This window comes from Rugamonas brunnea (genome assembly GCF_014042345.1).
GTDB lineage: Bacteria > Pseudomonadota > Gammaproteobacteria > Burkholderiales > Burkholderiaceae_D > Rugamonas > Rugamonas brunnea.
The window spans coordinates 634,807-650,354 of sequence record NZ_JACEZT010000001.1 but is presented as its reverse complement, the minus strand read 5'-3'; the positions used below and the strand labels follow the sequence as shown (position 1 = coordinate 650,354).

The following is a 15,548-nucleotide window of genomic DNA, read 5'->3' as shown; positions in this document are numbered from 1 at the left end:
AGCCGCCAGCGACCAAGAGCGGCGAACACAATAACAACGACAACAGAGGAGACCAGTGTATGCAGAACCGAGAACCGTGGGCAGCCGCCCGTTCACCATCTTCCGCCGCGCGGGCGCGTCCGCTGGCGCTGGCCATCTGGCGCGCGCTGCTGGGCGGCGCGTTCGCCGCCGGCGCCTTGCTCGATCCGGCCATCGCGGCCGGGGCGACCGAGGCGGCCCAGTCGCAGCCGGCCACGCCGGCCGGGCAGGGCGAGGACGCCGCCATCGGCATCGTCACCATCACGGCGCAAAGCCGCACCCAGGCCGCGCAGGCCGTGCCGATCGCCATGCAGCTGATCAGCTCTGACCAGATCGGCAAGCTGGCCGCGGTTAACCTGTCGGCCATGAACGGCTACATCCCCGGCCTGGCCGTCGATGCCGAGCAGCCCACCCAGCCGAAGTACGCGATGCGCGGCATCGGCACCAGCGATTTCGGCATCGGCACCGATTCGCCGGTGGGCGTGTATGTAGACGGCGTCTACACCGGCAAGACGGGCGGCGCGCTGATGAACTTCAACGATACGCAGCGCGTCGAAGTGCTGAAAGGGCCGCAGGGCACGCTGTTCGGCCGTAACAGCGCGGGCGGCGCCATTTCCGTCATCACGCGCGAACCGTCGCAGGAGCGCGCGGGCGAGGTGCATCTGCGCGCGGGTAACCACGGCCTCGCTTACATGGACGGTCTGCTCAACGTGCCGCTCAGCGATACGATGGCGCTGCGCATGACCGTGGTGGACCAGTACAGCAAGGGCTGGCTGCGCGACGCGGCCACGGGCGAACACTTGAACGGCAACAGCGACTGGGGCACGCGCGCCACGTTGCGCTGGAACGCGCCGGAGCAGACCAAGGTGCTGCTGTCGTGGGAACACGAGAAGCTGGACCAGAAAGCGCGTCCCGCCATCGGCCTGGTGGCCTTGCCGGCCGCGCCGGGCGTGCCCACGGTGCCCGTCAATCCGCAAGCCTACCTGGACCCGCGCACGGCTCCCGTCTACAACGACGCCATCGGCAATGCGGAGGCGCGCGATTTCGATGGCGTGACCTTGCGCGTCGAGCGCCCGTTCGGCTGGGGCACCTTCAATTCCACCACGGCTTACCGTCACTTCAAGTCGCGCAACCTGGAGGACAGCGACGGCACCAACCGCATCAACACCCATCTCGACACCATCAACTACGAGAGCAACGGCAGCTGGCAGCAGGAGTTCAAACTGTCCGGCAAGACGGCGCTGGTGGACTGGGTGGGCGGCGCCAGCTTCTACTACGAGAACGCGCACCAGACCAGCCAGATCGGCATGAACACGGACACGCTCGACACCGTGTTCGGCAACCTGGCCGGCATGCCCGTCTACACGCTGCTGGACGGCGCGGCGCAGCAATTCGGCGTTCCCGCCAAATTCTTCGGCAACAGCTGGCAGGAGAGCATGATCAACCGCGGCCAGTCCAAGGCCTACGCGCTGTTCGCCGACACCATCTGGCATGTGGCGCCGAAAACCAACCTGACCGCCGGCGTGCGGCTGACGCACGACGACAAGCGCTTCTCGTGGTATAGCCCGAACCGCGACGCGCCGGGACTGGACGCCACGCTGGCGGCCCTGAACGCACAAGGCTTCTTCCCCGGCCTGGTGCAGGCCGGCGCGCTGACGCCCGATCAGCTGCAGCAGGTGATGGGCGCGCTGACGCAGAACATCGAGTTCAATAATCCATCGGCGGCCACGGCTGCCGTCAGCGCCCACAAGGGCTGGACCGACGTCAGCCCGCGCGTGGTGCTCGACTATAAACTGACGCCGGCCGTGATGGTGTACGGTTCCGTCACCAAGGGCTATCAGGCGGGCGGCTTCAACGCGCTGGCCGTGGCGGGCAAGTACGAGCCGGAGACGATCTGGAACTACGAGGCCGGCGTGAAGAGCTATTTCCGCGAACAGCATTTGTTGATCAATGCCTCGCTGTTCCACTACAAGTTCTCCAACCTGCAGTCGCTGAGCCTGATCGGCAATACCGGTTCCGCCATCCCCACCTACCAGGTCAGCAGCAGCAACCAGGTGGCCACCGGCCTCGATGCGGAAGCGCGCTGGCAGGCTACGCGTGATCTGCGGCTCACGTTCTCGTCCGAGTACATCAACCAGAAGTACCAGCATTTCGTCACGGGCGATGGGGTGGACCTGAGCGACCAGCCGGTGGGCGCCCCCTTGTGGTCGGCGTCCGCCGGCATCGACTACACGTGGCGCGACGCGTTCGGCGGCACGGTCAACGTGAGCGCGCAGCACGCGTACACGGGCGCCACGCGCTGCAATGCGGACGCGCTGCAAGGCGCCTGCCTGCGCACGCCCGCGTTCACGGTGGGGGGCGCGCGCCAGCACAGCGACCTGCGGCTGGGCTGGGAAGCCGACAGCGGCAACTGGGGCGTGGCGCTGTTCGTCAACAATGTGTTCGACAAGCGCTATGTGAACCGCATCGACAACACCTCGGCCGGCATCATGGGCACGCCGTTTGCGACGGTGTCCGAACCGCGCCGCATCGGCGTTGAACTGCGCGCCAGCCTGTAACAATAAAAAAAACCGGGGTCAGGTCATGCCCTCACGCAAAATGCGTGAGGGCATGACCTGACCCCGGTTTTTTGCCTTAGCTTAGAAGTGCACGCCGCGCAGCAGCTGCTGCATGGCGATCTGCTCGGACGTCAGTTGCGGCGCCTTCTTGCCGTCCGTGCCTTTGGCCGCGTCGGAATCGGGGAACATGCGGAAGGTCGTGTTGAGCACGATTTGCGCCACGCGCGGCATCAGCGCGTGCAGCACCTGGCCGAAGATGCCGACCCGGGTGGCGATGCGCACCGGCTTGTAGACAATGGCCTGGCCGATCATGTCGGCCGCTTCCTCCGGCGACAGCGTCGGCACGTTCTGGTAGATCTTGGTCGGCGCGATCATCGGCGTGCGCACCAGCGGCATGTTGATGGTGGTGAACTTGATGCCCACGTCCGACAGCTCGGACGAGGCGCAGCGGGTCCACGCTTCCAGCGCCGCCTTGGAGGCCACGTAGGCCGAGAAGCGCGGGGCGTTGGTCAGCACGCCGATCGAGGAGATGTTGATGATGTGGCCACGCTTCTTGGCGATCATCGATGGCAGCAGGCCCATGGTCAGGCGCAGGCAGCCGAAGTAGTTGAGCTGCATGGTGCGCTCGAAGTCGTGGAAGCGGTCGTAGCTCGATTCGATGGCGCGGCGGATCGAGCGGCCGGCGTTGTTGACCAGCACGTCCACGCCGCCGTGGTTTTCGAGCAGCAGTTGCACGAAGCGGTCGCAGTCTGCCATGTCGGCCACGTCGGCCTGGTAGGTGATCAACTGGTGGCCGCGTGCTTCCACTTCGGCCTTGGCCTCGGCCAGCTTGTCGACGTCGCGCCCGCAGATGATGGTGATGGCGCCCGCTTCGGCCAGCTTGTGCGCGGCGGCCAGGCCGATGCCCGACGAGCCGCCCGTCACCAGCACCACCTTGCCGGCCACCTGGCCGCGCAGCGTGTGGTCGATTTTCAGGGCCGGGTCCAGGTTGCGTTCCCAGTAGTCCCAGATCTGCGCCGCGTAGCTGTCCAGCGGCGGGCACTTGATGCCGCTGCCCTTGAGCGCGGCGGCCGCGTCGCGGTTGTCGAAGCGGGTAGGGTAGTTGACGAAGCGCATCAGGTCGTCGGGCAAGCCCAGGTCCTTCATGATGGCTTCGCGCAGGCGGCGCACCGGCGTCAGCGCGAACACGCCTTTGCGGATCGATTTGGGGATGAAGCCGAACAGCGCGGCGTTGATACGCAGGCTCATGGTGGGCGCGTGGGCCGCGCGGCACAGGGTGTTGAGCACTTCGCCCACGCGCATCGGGTCGGGGTCGGTCAGGTGGAAGGCGCGGCCGTCCAGCTTGGGCAGGTGGGAGATGTGGTCCATCGCGTTGACCACGTAGTCGACCGGGACGATGTTGATGCGGCCGCCTTCGATGCCGATGGTGGGCATCCAGGGCGGCAGCATCTGGCGGATACGCTGGATCAGCTTGAAGAAGTAGTAGGGGCCGTCAATCTTGTCCATCTCGCCCGTTTTGGAATCGCCCACCACCATGCCGGGACGGTACACGCGCCATGGGGTCTTGCATTCCTGGCGCACGATCTTTTCCGATTCATGCTTGGAGGCGAAGTAGGGGTGGTCCAGGCCTTCGGCCTCGTCGAACATGTCTTCGCGGAAGATGCCTTCGAACATGCCGGCGGCCGCGATCGAACTCACGTGGTGGAAGGTGCCGGCCTGGATCGCGTTGGCGAACTCGACCGTGTTGCGGGTGCCGCCGATATTGGTGGCCAGTTCCTCCTCGGGATCTGCCGCCATGTCGTAGATTGCCGCCAGGTGGTAGAAGTGGTCGATTTTTTTCGTCAGGTTCTTGATTTCATCCTTGGAAACGCCCAGCTTCGGTTTGCGCAGATCGCCATATACTGGGATGACACGGGTCTTGGTGGTGCCCCAATATTCGAGCAGGGCGGGCAGTTTGTCACGGCTGCTGTCGCGCATCAGGATATGCACGACACTGCCTTTGCGCGCCAGCAGCTTCTTGACCAACCGTTTGCCGATGAATCCAGTGGCCCCTGTAACAAAATACTGCATTCGACTTCTCCTTTTGTGTTTTTGGTAATCCGCTGCCGCATCATTACAGGCCCGCTTATGATTGGCAAGTGCCGTGTTTTAAGGGCGAGACACATTAGAACGGCAGCTCTATCGCATTAGAATCACGTCTCTAGTTTTGCTGTCTAAAATGAAATTATGTAAATCCGAATCAATGAAAAACAAACAGGAGCGCACCATGGTAAAGAAACTGAAGACTCTGGCAAAAGACGACGACAAACAACTGGCAAACGCCGTGCGTAACTCGGCCCAGCAAATCTGGCAAGCCGGTCTGGGCGCTTTCGCCAAGGCACAGGAAGAAGGCGGCCGTGTGTTCGCCAAGCTGGTCAAGGAAGGCACCGAGCTGCAAAAGCGTACCCGTAGCCTGGCAGAAGAAAAAGTATCGGATGTGCGTGACACCGTCAGCGGCCTGGCCGATGGCATGGGCAAGCAAGCGGCCGGTTCGTGGGACAAGCTGGAGCAGGTGTTCGAAGAGCGCGTGGCGCGTGCCCTGAGCTCGATCGGCGTACCTACCAGCAAGGACGTGCAAACCCTGAGCAAGCGCGTGGAACAACTGAGCAAGGCCGTTGAGCAACTGACCGGCAAGAAGCTGCCAGCCGCCAAGGCCGAGCCGAAAGCGGCCGCCGCCAAGAAGCCTGCCGCCAAGGCCGTCGCCAAGCCAGCCGCGAAAGCTGCCGCCAAGCCAGCCGCCAAGGCCGCACCGAAAGCTGCCGCCAAGCCTGCTGCAAAAGCCGCCGCCAAACCCGCAGCGAAAGCCGCCGCCAAGCCTGCAGCGAAAGCCAAGCCAGCTGCCAAGGCCGCCCCTAAGGCCGCCGCCAAACCTGCCGCCAAGGCCGCCATCAGCTTTCCGACCGTCGCTTCCGTGAAAGCGGCCGCCGAGGCCAAGAAGCCTGTGGTCGCCGCCGTCAACGCCACTGCCCCGACGGAAACGCCAGCGGCCTGAGACAGCGGACACGGCGCCGATTCCCCTCGGTCCTCACCCCGGCCTGTGCACGGGCCGGGTCCGGGGGGAACGCAGATGTAGCAACAATTGAAGCAACATCGGTAGCAACATCGGTAGCAATATCGGGGCTTGTGCGGTGCGCAGGCCTTTTTTTTGTCGAGTATCGTCCTCACACTTGTGGCATAGCAAGACGCCACCAGCACGTATTGCCGGTAACACCTGAAGAATCGTTGTACTGCCATGCCCAAGATTGCCGCAACACCTAGCAAGTCCACCCGCCGCGCGGGCGCCGCCGCGCCGCGCCGGGCGTCCCGCGCAACGCCGCCCAAGCCCCGCATCGGCCTGGCGCTGGCCGGCGGCGGGCCGCTGGCCGCCGTGTATGAAATCGGCGCACTGGCGGCGCTGGAAGAGGCCGTCGAGGGACTGGACCTGAACGACGCGAAGATCTATGTGGGCGTGAGCGCGGGCGGCATCATCGCCGCCGGCCTGGCCAATGGCGTCACGCCGCACCAGATGTGCCGGCTGTTCATTGAAAGCGATGTGGACGCCGTCGATGGCGCCATCCTGTTCAAGCCGGAAACCTTGTTGCGGCCGGCCCTGAAGGAATTCGGCAAACGCATGAGCGCCGCGCCTGGCCTGTTCGCGAGCGGGCTGTTCCATTATCTGAGCCGGCGCGGCACGCTGGCCGCGTCGTTCGAGCGCCTGAAGGAATTGCTGCCGGCCGGCTTCTTCTCGGGCGACGCCATCGGCGACTTCCTGGCCGCCACGTTTTCCCAGGCCGGCCGCAGCAACGACTTCCGCAAGCTGCGTCGCAAGCTCGTGATCGTGGCCACCGATCTCGACACGGGCAAGGCGGTGCGCTTCGGCACGCCGGGCTGGGACAAAACGCCGATCTCGGTCGCCGTGCAGGCCAGTTCGGCCGTACCCGGTCTGTTCCCGCCGGTGGAAGTCGATGGTCACCATTTCGTCGATGGCGCTCTGCGCAAGACCATGCACGCCTCCATCGCGCTGGAGGAGGGTGTGGACCTGCTGCTGTGCGTGAATCCCATCGTGCCCTACAACGCCCGCTTCCAGGAGGGCGCGCGCAAGCTGGCCAATGGCGGCTTGCTCGATGTGTTGTCGCAGACCTTGCGCTCCATCCTGCATTCGCGGCTGGAGACGGGCCTGGCCAGCTACCAGATCAGCCACCCGGACGTCGACATCTTGCTGTTCCAGCCCAGCGAGGACGACGCGGAGCTGTTTTTCACCAACATTTTCAGCTACAACAACCGCCGCCGCATGTGCGAGCAGGCGTACCAGAACACGCGTTTGATGCTGTGGGAGCAGCGTGAAAAGCTGGCGCCCAAGCTGGCGCGCCATGGCATGCGCCTCAAGTTGTCCGTGCTCAGCGACACCAGCCTGAGCCTGGTGAGCCAGAAACCGGCCCGCAAAGCCACCACGCGGCTGGACAATGTGTTGAACGACCTCGAACGGTATTTAAAAGTAGTCCATGGCCATCCAACGCACGGCAGTTTCTAAAGTAGCAGCTTCGGTGTTATGCTTGCAGGAGAATAAAGAGAGATCGCCTGCTATGCTACAAAAAGCTCCCCGCCGCACCCGAGAACGCATCCTGGAATTATCGCTGCGCTTATTTAACGAATTTGGCGAGCCGAATATCACGACCACCGTGATAGCCGAGGAGATGAATATCTCGCCAGGAAATCTGTACTACCACTTCCGCAACAAGGACGACATCGTCAATTCGATCTTTTCGCAATTCGAGGCGGAAATCGAACGCATCCTGACCGTGCCCGATGGCCGCCGTTCGAATATCGAGGACGTGTGGCTGTATTTGCACCTGATGTTCGAATTGATCTGGCGTTACCGTTTCTTTTACCGCGACCTGAATGACCTGTTGTCGCGCAACCGCAAACTGGAACTGCATTTCAAGCAAATCCTGGCGCACAAGATCAAGGTGGCCAAGCAGTTGTGCGAAGACTTGCGCAGCGAACAGTCGATGGAGGCGAGCGACGTGGCCATCGACGCCATGGCCACCAACATGGTGGTGGTGGCGACCTATTGGCTGTCGTATGAATACGTGCGCAACCCGCGCAAATACACGGAGCAGCAATCGATGGCGGACGCGCTGGCGCGCGGCTGCTACCAGGTGCTGTCGCAGATCGGCCCCTACCTGCGCGGCGAAACCAGCGTGCTGTTCCAGAAGTTGTCTGAAGAATATTTGAAGAAGTTGAAATAAAAAAATCGAAATAACTCTCGGAGAAAACTATGGCATGGAGTAAATTCCCGCATCCTGACGATGCTTATGTGTACACGGCCGCCAGCCTGAAAAAGAACTGGGCCCGTTTGCACGTGGGCGATGCGGAACCGTTCCCCAAAGACGCGCGCCTGGTCGAGGCGTGGATCGCCTTCCATGCGGGCGATTTCGAGCGCGCCACCCAGATCGGGCTGGACGTGGGTGTGGACGGTTACTCCGTGGCGCACAAGGCGACTTGCATGTACGCCACCTACCTGGAAAAGAGCGAGAAGAAAAAGATCGCCACCTTCGAGGAAGTGGCCGAGCGCTGCGAGCGCCAGCAGCAGGAGCAGCCTGACAACGCGGCCGGTTACTACTGGCATGCCTACGCGCTGGGCCGCTATGCCCAGGGCATCTCCGTGGTCAAGGCGCTGGCCCAGGGCGTGGGCGCCAAGGTCAAGCACAGCCTGGACACCACGCTCAAGCTGGCGCCCAAGCATGCGGACGCGCACATCGCGCTGGGCACCTACCACAGCGAGATCATCGACAAGGTGGGCGCCATGATCGGCGGCCTGACCTACGGCGTGAAGAAGGAAGAGGGCTTCAAGCACTTCAAGAAGGCGCTGGAACTCAATCCCGACTCGGCCATTGCTCGCATCGAGTATGCTAACGCCTTGGTCATGCTCGACGGTAAAAAGAAGATGGACGAAGCCGTCGGCCTGTACGAGGCCGCGGCCGCCTGCGAACCGCGCGATGCGATGGAGCGGCTGGACGTGGAACTGGCGAAAGAGGAACTTGAGGATTAATCCGCTGTGACAAAAGCGATCTGTGTGTACTGCGGCGCCAACCCCGGCGCCAGCCCCCGTTATGCGGACGCGGCCCGCGCGCTGGGCCGCGCGCTGGTCGAGGACAACATCGCGCTGGTGTACGGCGGTGGCAACGTGGGCCTGATGGGCATCATCGCCGACGAGGTGCTGCGCCTGGGCGGCGACGTGACGGGCGTGATCCCGACCGCGCTGATGGAGCGTGAAGTAGGCCACATGGGGCTGACGCGCCAGTTCATCGTCAAGGACATGCACGAGCGCAAGGCCATGATGGCCAAGCTGGCCGACGGCTTCATCGCCATGCCGGGCGGCCTGGGCACGCTGGAGGAGTTATTCGAGATGTTGACGTGGTCACAGCTGGGCATCCATGCCAAGCCGGTCGGGCTGCTCAACGTGGACGGTTTCTACGACGGCCTGATGGGTTTCATCGGCCACGCCAGCGGCGAAGGCTTCATCCGCCCGCAGCACGCGGCCCTGATGATGGTGGATTCCGATCCGCAAGCGCTGGTGCAACGCCTGCGCGCACGCCACGCCGCCGCTGCATAGAGGCTGGTTCAACATGACCGTGGCAAGGCGTGGCGACGAAGACAGTGCATGTGCACGGCGAGGCGCCACAACGAAGCCACGGGCTTGTTGAAGCAGCCTCTTAAGACCAGAGCCGCTGGCCGGCCGTGTCGAGCTGGGTCAGGTACAGCCGCAGGTCGAACTCGTACTGGTGGTAGTTCGGTTCCATGTAGGTGCACAGCTTGTAGAACGCCTTGTCGTGCTGCTTTTCCTTCACGTGCGCTAGCTCGTGGACGGCGATCATGCGCAGGAATTCCAGCGGCACTTCCTTGAACACGGTGGCGACGCGGATCTCGTGCTTGGCCTTGAGTTTGCCGCCCTGCACGCGCGAGATCGACGTGTGCAAACCCAGCGCGTGGTTGATCACGTGGATCTTGCTGTCGAATTCCACCTTGTTGATCGGTTCCGCGTTGCGCAAGTGTTCAGTTTTCAATTCTTGCACGTATTGGTACAGCGCCTTGTCGGTGCGGATGTCGTGCGCCTTCGGATAGCGCTTGAGCAGCACTTCGCCCAAGCGGTTTTGCGCGATCAGTTGCGATACCTGGTGCTGGGTCTGTTCGGAATAGGCGCTGAGGTACTTGAGGGCGGACATGGTGAGCGGCACGAGCGGGCGGGGGAGGCGGAAATATACCACAGACGCCGGAAACGCCGTATGATGAGGCCGTATCTCTTCCGTTCCGGTCGTCCCGCACTTCATCTCCATGCGTACCCATGTCAATTCCCTGGGCTTGCTGATCCACGGCGATCCCGTCATTCCCTTCGTCTACCCCAAGCACATCGACCGTGCCAGCCTCGACGCCTTGCCGTCCCAGCCCGGCATCTATGTCTTTCGCGATGACGACGGCGAGGCGCTGTACGTGGGCAAGAGCGTCAACATCCGCCAGCGTGTGCTCAGCCACTTGCGCACGCCCGAGGAGGGCCGGCTGCTGCAATGCAGCCGCCGCGTGGATTTTGAATGCACGGGCGGGGAGATCGGCGCGCTGTTGCGCGAATCGCAGTTGATCAAGCAGTTGCAGCCGCCGTTCAACCAGCAACTGCGCGGCTTGCGCGACATGTGCTCGTTGCGCATGGTGGGCAATCTGCCCGAAGTCGTCTTCTCGAGCGAGGTCGATTTCGCGCGCACGCAAGGTTTGTATGGCCTGTTCGGCACCCGCGCCAGCGCCATGGAGACGTTGCGCGACGTGGCCGATCGCGCCGGCCTGTGCTGCGCTGTGCTGGGATTGGAGAAAGTGGCGCGCGGCCGCGCGTGCTTCGCGCGCCAGTTGCGCCGTTGCGGCGGCGTGTGTGTCGGCGCCGAGAGCGTGGAGGCGCACGGCGCGCGGATACGGGCCGCGCTGGAGCCCTTGCACATCGCGCCGTGGCCGTTCGCGGGCGCTGTCGGCATTGTCGAGCAGTCGGATGGCGTGCGCCAGGTGCACGTGGTCGACCACTGGTGCTACCTGGGGCCGCGCGGCAAGGGGCGGCGCCGCAGCATGGCCGCGCCGCAGTTCGATTTCGATGTGTACCAGATCCTCGTCAGGCCGCTGTTGCAAGGCGGCCTGACGCTGGAGCTACCCTAGAAGTCGCTTCAACAAGCCCGTGGCGTCATTGCAGTGCCATGCCGTGCGAGCGCACTGTCTTCGGCGCCACGCCTGGCCATGGCCATGTCGTAACGACTTCTTATGGCCGTTCGCGCGCGCGCTCGAAGCTGGCGCGCGTGCTGTCCTCGTCGCGCTGGCCGAACGCGTAGTGGGCTTCCAGCCACATGACGTTGATGATGGCGGCCGACAGCGCCAGCCCCAAGCCCAGTATCCAGGTGAAATACCACATGATGTTGTCCTTTCAGTATGCCGTGTGTTGGTTGTCGCGGATGTGTTCCAGCGTGACCTTGCCGCGCACCACGCGGTAGACCCAGCCCGTGTAGCTGACCACGATGGGCAGCATGATCACCACCACCCAGAACATCACGGCCAGGCTCTTGTGGCTGGCCACGGCGTCCCAGGCCGTCAGGCTGCTGCCCGGCGCCAGCGAGGAGGGCAGCACGAAGGGGAACATGGCCGCGCCCGCCGTCAGGATGATGGCCGCCACCGTCAGGCCGCTGGCCAGGAAGGCCGCCACCGTCCGGCGCAGCAGGCTCAGCACGATGACCAGGGCCGCGCCGGCGAACGCGGCGACGGGGAAGGCGCGCGTCAGCGGCCAGCGTGCATAGTTGTCCAGCCACGCGCCCGTGGCCCGCGTCACCGTCTTGGCGACGGGCATGAAGGCGGTGTTGGCATCGGGCATGGCGGCGATGCGATAGCCGGCTATGCCGTGCGCCACCCACACGCCGCCGGCCGCGAACAGCGCCATCGTGACGACGGCGGCCGCGATGGCCAGCGCGCGGGCGCGGTGGGCGATGGCGCCGTCCGTCTTCTGCTGCAGGAAGGTGGCGCCGTGCATGGCCAGCATGGCTACGCTGAGCAGGCCGGCCAGCAGGCCGAAGGGATTGAGCAGCTGGAAGAAGTTGCCCGAGTACTCCATGCGCATGGTGCTGTCGTATTGGAACGGCACACCTTGCAGCAGGTTGCCGAAGGCCACGCCGAAGATCAGCGGCGGCACGATGCCGCCCGCGAACAAGCCCCAGTCCCAAGCGTTGCGCCAGCGCGGGTCGGCCAGCTTGCTGCGGTAGTCGAAACCGACCGGACGGAAGAACAGCGCGAACAGGCACAGCATGAGGGCGATGTAGAAGCCCGAGAACGCGGCCGCGTACACCAGCGGCCAGGCCGCGAACACGGTGCCGCCGGCCGCGATGAACCAGGTCTGGTTGCCTTCCCAGGTGGGGCCGATGGTGTTGATGATGACGCGCCGTTCGCCGTCATTGCGGCCCAGGAAGGGCAGCGACATGCCGACGCCGAAGTCGAAGCCGTCCGTCAGCGCGAAGCCCAGCAACAGCACGCCGACGAAGCACCACCAGATGATCTTGTAGGTTTGATAGTCGAATAACATGGTCGCTCCTTAGTGTGCAGGCGCGTGGCCCGCTGGTGTTGCCTGTTCCCAGTGGTACTGGCCCGTGTGCAGGCTGCTTGGCCCCAGCCGCGCGAACTTGAACATCAGCCCCATTTCGATCACCAGCAGCAGCGTGTAGAAACCGATGAAGCCGGCCAGGCTGAAATACAGGCTGCCCGCTTGCAGCGACGAGGCCGACAAATGGGTGGGCAGGATGCCGGCGATGGTCCACGGCTGGCGGCCGTATTCGGCCACCACCCAGCCCAGCTCGGCGGCCAGCCACGGCAGCGGAATGGCGCACACGGCCAGCCGCAGCAGCCAGCGTTGCTTGGCCAGCCGCTTGCGCACCAGGAAGTAGAACGCGCTGCTGAAGATGAACAGGAACAGCAGGCCCAGTCCCACCATGGCGCGGAACGACCAGAACAGCGGCGCCACCTTGGGGATGGTGTCGTTCACGGCCAGCCGGATCTGTTCGTCGGTGGCGTCCGTCACGTTGGGCGTGTACTTCTTCAGCAGCAGGCCGTAGCCGAGGTCGGCCTTGACGGCGTCGAAGGCGGCGCGCGCGGCCGGCGACGTGTCGCCGCCCTTGAGCCGGGTCAGCGCCGCGTAGGCCGTCATGCCGCGCCGGATGCGGGCCGCGTGTTCCTGCTTCAGTTGCTTGATGCCGGTCACTTGCTTGTCGGCCGAGCGGGTGGCGATCAGGCCCAGCACATAGGGGATCTTGACGGCGTAGTCGGTGCGTTCGGCCGCGTCGTTGGGCAGGCCGACGACGGTGATGCCGGCCGGCGCCGGTTCCGTCTCCCATTCCGCTTCGATGGCGGCCAGCTTGACCTTGTTCACTTCACCGGCCGTGTAGCCCGATTCATCGCCCAGCACGATCACCGACAGCGACGAGGCCAGGCCGAAGCCGGCCGCGATGGCGAACGAGCGCAGCGCGAACGGGATGTCGCGCGCCTTGAGCAGGTAGAACGCGGAAATGCCGAGCACGAACATGGAGGCCGTCACGTAGCCGGCCGCCACCGTATGCACGAACTTCACTTGCGCCACCGGGTTGAAGATCACATCGACGATGCTGACCAGCTCCATGCGCATGGTGTCGTAATTGAACTCCGCACCGACCGGGTAATTCATCCAGCCATTGGCGATCAGGATCCACAGGGCCGACAGGCTGGAGCCGAACGCGACCAGGAAGGTCACGCCCAGGTGCTGCACCTTGCTCAGCTTGTTCCAGCCGAAGAAGAACAGGCCGACGAAGGTCGATTCGAGGAAGAAGGCCATCATGCCTTCGATCGCCAGCGGGGTGCCGAAGATGTCACCCACGTAGTGCGAGTAATAGGCCCAGTTGGTGCCGAACTGGAATTCCAGCGTGATGCCGGTGGTTACGCCCATGGCGAAGTTGATACCGAACAGTTTGCCCCAGAAGCGGGTCATGTCCTTGTAGATTTCCTTGCCCGTCATGACATAGACGGATTCCATGATGACCAGCAGCCAGGACAAACCCAGCGTGAGCGGGACGAACAGGAAGTGATACATGGCTGTCGCGGCGAACTGCAGGCGTGACAGGCTGACGACATCATCGAGCGGAGTCATTTTTCATCTCGGAGGTTGGGGAAGCGGGGAGGGAGGCCGGCGCGCCGTCCAGCAAATGCTGCTGGACCTGGGCGGTGGGCATCCGCATGTGTTGGGCTTGCGGGTGGGCGAAGAAGGCGTGCCACAGCCAGAACAGCAGCGCGCCCTTCAGCACCAGGGCCAGGCTGATGGTGAGCCACAGCGGCGCGCCGCGCCGCCTGTCCGTGGGCGGCGGGTTCACTGGCCGTCCCGTTCGCGGGTGGTGGCTGGCAGGCCGGTCTCTTCGGCGGCGGACGGGGTGGCGTCGGCGCGGCTGAAGCGGAATTTGTCGCGCACCGATTCGCCCACGTCGAGCAGCTTCTTGACGGTGGAGCCCATCTTCATCAGCGAGGCCAGCGTGTCCGGCGACAGGCGCTGCACGTCGTCAAACCAGGCGCTCGACAGTTCGATCAGGTCGTACATTTCGCGCATGCGTTGCTGGGCCACGCGGTCCGCGTCCGTGGTCGGCGTTTCCAGCAGCGCGTCGCGCAGCATGGACAGGGTCGGTTCCACTTCGCGCCGGCGGCGCTCTTCCAGCAGGGCCTTGAAGATTTCCCACACGTCCTTGGGCGGCTCGAAATATTCGCGCCGGTCGTTCGGCTGGTGCAGCAGTTTGACCAGCCGCCACGATTGCAGTTCCTTCAGCCCCATCGACACGTTGGAGCGCGAGAACGACAGCGATTCGGCGATCTCGTCCGCGTTCAGCGGGCGGGCGCTCACATACAGGAGGGCGTATATCTGGCCCACGGTGCGGTTGATGCCCCAGCGGCTGCCCATTTCGCCAAAGTGCAGGATGAAGCGTTGCGCCAATGGTGTGAGATTCATCACGATACGTGTCCTTTTGAATTTTCAGTAATTCCTGAAATTATAGAAGGTTTACGAAAAGTGCGTATGACAGCTAGTTATTTCGATGTAGGGCGGGAAAATTCCTTGCGCTATATAATCCTGTATATTGCGGTTTCGCCATCGTGGAAAGGAATGTGTATGCTGCGGAAAGTTGGGGCGCTTGCGGCGCTGTCGCTCGCTGCGGCGGCGGGCACGGCCAGCGCGGCCGAGATCACGGTGTCGGCCGCCGCCAGCCTGAGCAATGCGTTCAGGGACATCGCCCAAGCCTATGAGCAGGCCCATGTGGGGGACAAGGTGTTACTCAATTTCGGCGGTTCCGATGCCCTGGTGCAGCAGATCGCCAAGGGCGCGCCGGTGGACGTGTTCGCCTCTGCCGACCAGGAAGCGATGGACAAGGCCGAGAACCAGAAACTGCTGCGGCTCGGCAGCCGCGCCAACTTCGCCAGCAACCGCGTGGTGCTGATCGTGCCCGCCAGCGGTGGCGCCGAACTGCACGGCTTGGGCGACCTGACGCAACCCGGTGTCAAGCGCGTTACGCTGGGCAACCCGGCCAGCGTGCCCATCGGCCGCTATGCCAGGCAGGCGCTGGAACAGACGCACTTGTGGCCGGCCGTGGAAGCCAAAGCCATCTACGTCACCTCGGTGCGCCAGAGCCTCGATTACGTGGCGCGCGGCGAGGCCGACGCCGGTTTCGTCTACGCCACCGACGTGGCCGTGCAAAAGGACAAGGTGAAAGTGGTGGCCATGGTGCCGACGGCAACCCCGGTCAGCTATCCGATCGCCGCCACGGCTGGCAGCGCGCAGGCGGAAGCGGGACGCCGTTTCATCTCCTTCGTGCAGGCCGCGGCCGGCCAGGCCATCCTGGCCAAGTACGGCTTCGGCCGTCCCTGAGCGCACCGCGT

Annotated in this window: 15 protein-coding genes; 8 read left to right on the top strand and 7 right to left on the bottom strand. The window is 64.0% G+C overall.

The window, feature by feature from the left end; genetic code table 11:
• Positions 1 to 59: 59 nt before the first annotated feature.
• A complete protein-coding gene (locus H3H37_RS02930) occupies positions 60 to 2,576 on the top strand; it encodes a TonB-dependent receptor (protein WP_182160020.1) in 2,517 nt (838 codons plus the stop codon).
• Between the two features lie 81 nt (positions 2,577 to 2,657).
• On the opposite strand, the gene H3H37_RS02925 is transcribed toward H3H37_RS02930, so the two are convergent.
• On the bottom strand, positions 2,658 to 4,646 hold the full coding sequence (locus tag H3H37_RS02925) for an SDR family oxidoreductase (protein WP_182160018.1): 1,989 nt from the start codon (positions 4,644 to 4,646) through the stop codon (positions 2,658 to 2,660).
• Positions 4,647 to 4,842: 196 nt separating this feature from the next.
• Between H3H37_RS02925 and H3H37_RS02920 the strand changes: the two genes are divergently transcribed.
• The 5 genes from H3H37_RS02920 (at position 4,843) to H3H37_RS02900 (ending at position 9,210) form a co-directional block, all read left to right on the top strand.
• Positions 4,843 to 5,607: a phasin family protein gene (locus H3H37_RS02920; RefSeq protein ID WP_182160016.1), complete on the top strand. Its 765-nt coding sequence runs from the start codon at positions 4,843 to 4,845 to the stop codon at positions 5,605 to 5,607.
• Between the two features lie 240 nt (positions 5,608 to 5,847).
• Positions 5,848 to 7,125, top strand: coding sequence for a patatin-like phospholipase family protein (locus H3H37_RS02915; RefSeq protein ID WP_182160014.1), 1,278 nt, complete (start codon positions 5,848 to 5,850; stop codon positions 7,123 to 7,125).
• Between the two features lie 52 nt (positions 7,126 to 7,177).
• Entirely contained in the window at positions 7,178 to 7,843 is a 666-nt protein-coding gene (locus H3H37_RS02910) for a TetR/AcrR family transcriptional regulator (RefSeq protein ID WP_182160012.1), read from the top strand.
• A 29-nt stretch (positions 7,844 to 7,872) separates the two neighbouring features.
• Positions 7,873 to 8,646 carry a hypothetical protein gene (locus tag H3H37_RS02905; RefSeq protein WP_182160010.1) on the top strand — a complete coding sequence of 258 codons (774 nt, stop codon included), beginning with the start codon at positions 7,873 to 7,875 and terminating at the stop codon, positions 8,644 to 8,646.
• 6 nt (positions 8,647 to 8,652) lie between these two features.
• Positions 8,653 to 9,210 carry an LOG family protein gene (locus H3H37_RS02900; RefSeq protein WP_182160008.1) on the top strand — a complete coding sequence of 186 codons (558 nt, stop codon included), beginning with the start codon at positions 8,653 to 8,655 and terminating at the stop codon, positions 9,208 to 9,210.
• 100 nt (positions 9,211 to 9,310) lie between these two features.
• On the opposite strand, the gene H3H37_RS02895 is transcribed toward H3H37_RS02900, so the two are convergent.
• Positions 9,311 to 9,820, bottom strand: a complete 510-nt coding sequence (locus H3H37_RS02895; protein ID WP_182160006.1) for a M48 family metallopeptidase — start codon at positions 9,818 to 9,820, stop codon at positions 9,311 to 9,313.
• Positions 9,821 to 9,929: 109 nt separating this feature from the next.
• Here H3H37_RS02895 and H3H37_RS02890 point away from each other — a divergent pair, with 109 nt between their 5' ends.
• A complete protein-coding gene (locus H3H37_RS02890; RefSeq protein ID WP_182160003.1) occupies positions 9,930 to 10,787 on the top strand; it encodes a GIY-YIG nuclease family protein in 858 nt (285 codons plus the stop codon).
• Positions 10,788 to 10,887: 100 nt separating this feature from the next.
• On the opposite strand, the gene cydX is transcribed toward H3H37_RS02890, so the two are convergent.
• From cydX to H3H37_RS02865, 5 genes are read right to left on the bottom strand one after another with little or no spacing between them, the layout of a single operon-like run.
• Positions 10,888 to 11,037, bottom strand: a complete 150-nt coding sequence (gene cydX, locus H3H37_RS02885) for a cytochrome bd-I oxidase subunit CydX (protein WP_182160000.1) — start codon at positions 11,035 to 11,037, stop codon at positions 10,888 to 10,890.
• A gap of 12 nt (positions 11,038 to 11,049) precedes the next feature.
• Positions 11,050 to 12,192: a cytochrome d ubiquinol oxidase subunit II gene (gene cydB / locus H3H37_RS02880; protein ID WP_182159997.1), complete on the bottom strand. Its 1,143-nt coding sequence runs from the start codon at positions 12,190 to 12,192 to the stop codon at positions 11,050 to 11,052.
• A 9-nt stretch (positions 12,193 to 12,201) separates the two neighbouring features.
• Positions 12,202 to 13,782 (bottom strand): cytochrome ubiquinol oxidase subunit I, encoded by a 1,581-nt coding sequence (locus tag H3H37_RS02875; protein WP_182159994.1) that lies wholly within the window; start codon positions 13,780 to 13,782, stop codon positions 12,202 to 12,204.
• Complete coding sequence (cydP, locus tag H3H37_RS02870) at positions 13,766 to 14,002, bottom strand: cytochrome oxidase putative small subunit CydP (RefSeq protein ID WP_182159991.1); 237 nt, start codon at positions 14,000 to 14,002, stop codon at positions 13,766 to 13,768. The genes H3H37_RS02875 and cydP overlap by 17 nt, the downstream gene beginning before the upstream one ends.
• Positions 13,999 to 14,625: a GbsR/MarR family transcriptional regulator gene (locus H3H37_RS02865; RefSeq protein WP_182160308.1), complete on the bottom strand. Its 627-nt coding sequence runs from the start codon at positions 14,623 to 14,625 to the stop codon at positions 13,999 to 14,001. Before H3H37_RS02865 ends, cydP begins: the two co-directional genes overlap by 4 nt.
• A gap of 153 nt (positions 14,626 to 14,778) precedes the next feature.
• On the opposite strand from H3H37_RS02865, the gene modA reads away from it, so the two are divergent.
• The gene (gene modA / locus H3H37_RS02860; protein ID WP_182159988.1) at positions 14,779 to 15,537 is read left to right on the top strand and encodes a molybdate ABC transporter substrate-binding protein; all 759 of its coding nucleotides are present in this window, start codon (positions 14,779 to 14,781) and stop codon (positions 15,535 to 15,537) included.
• Positions 15,538 to 15,548: the final 11 nt, after the last annotated feature.

Bases quoted from the DNA above. Each gene is read 5' to 3' on its own strand.
- modA (WP_182159988.1), top strand. From the start codon at position 14,779: ATGTGTATGCTGCGGAAAGTTGGGGCGCTTGCGGCGCTGTCGCTCGCT.
- H3H37_RS02920 (WP_182160016.1), top strand. From the start codon at position 4,843: ATGGTAAAGAAACTGAAGACTCTGGCAAAAGACGACGACAAACAACTG.
- cydX (WP_182160000.1), bottom strand. From the start codon at position 11,037: ATGTGGTATTTCACCTGGATACTGGGCTTGGGGCTGGCGCTGTCGGCC.
- H3H37_RS02905 (WP_182160010.1), top strand. From the start codon at position 7,873: ATGGCATGGAGTAAATTCCCGCATCCTGACGATGCTTATGTGTACACG.
- H3H37_RS02925 (WP_182160018.1), bottom strand. From the start codon at position 4,646: ATGCAGTATTTTGTTACAGGGGCCACTGGATTCATCGGCAAACGGTTG.
- H3H37_RS02930 (WP_182160020.1), top strand. From the start codon at position 60: ATGCAGAACCGAGAACCGTGGGCAGCCGCCCGTTCACCATCTTCCGCC.
- H3H37_RS02910 (WP_182160012.1), top strand. From the start codon at position 7,178: ATGCTACAAAAAGCTCCCCGCCGCACCCGAGAACGCATCCTGGAATTA.
- H3H37_RS02915 (WP_182160014.1), top strand. From the start codon at position 5,848: ATGCCCAAGATTGCCGCAACACCTAGCAAGTCCACCCGCCGCGCGGGC.
- cydB (WP_182159997.1), bottom strand. From the start codon at position 12,192: ATGTTATTCGACTATCAAACCTACAAGATCATCTGGTGGTGCTTCGTC.
- H3H37_RS02875 (WP_182159994.1), bottom strand. From the start codon at position 13,782: ATGACTCCGCTCGATGATGTCGTCAGCCTGTCACGCCTGCAGTTCGCC.
- H3H37_RS02865 (WP_182160308.1), bottom strand. From the start codon at position 14,625: ATGAATCTCACACCATTGGCGCAACGCTTCATCCTGCACTTTGGCGAA.
- H3H37_RS02890 (WP_182160003.1), top strand. From the start codon at position 9,930: ATGCGTACCCATGTCAATTCCCTGGGCTTGCTGATCCACGGCGATCCC.
- H3H37_RS02895 (WP_182160006.1), bottom strand. From the start codon at position 9,820: ATGTCCGCCCTCAAGTACCTCAGCGCCTATTCCGAACAGACCCAGCAC.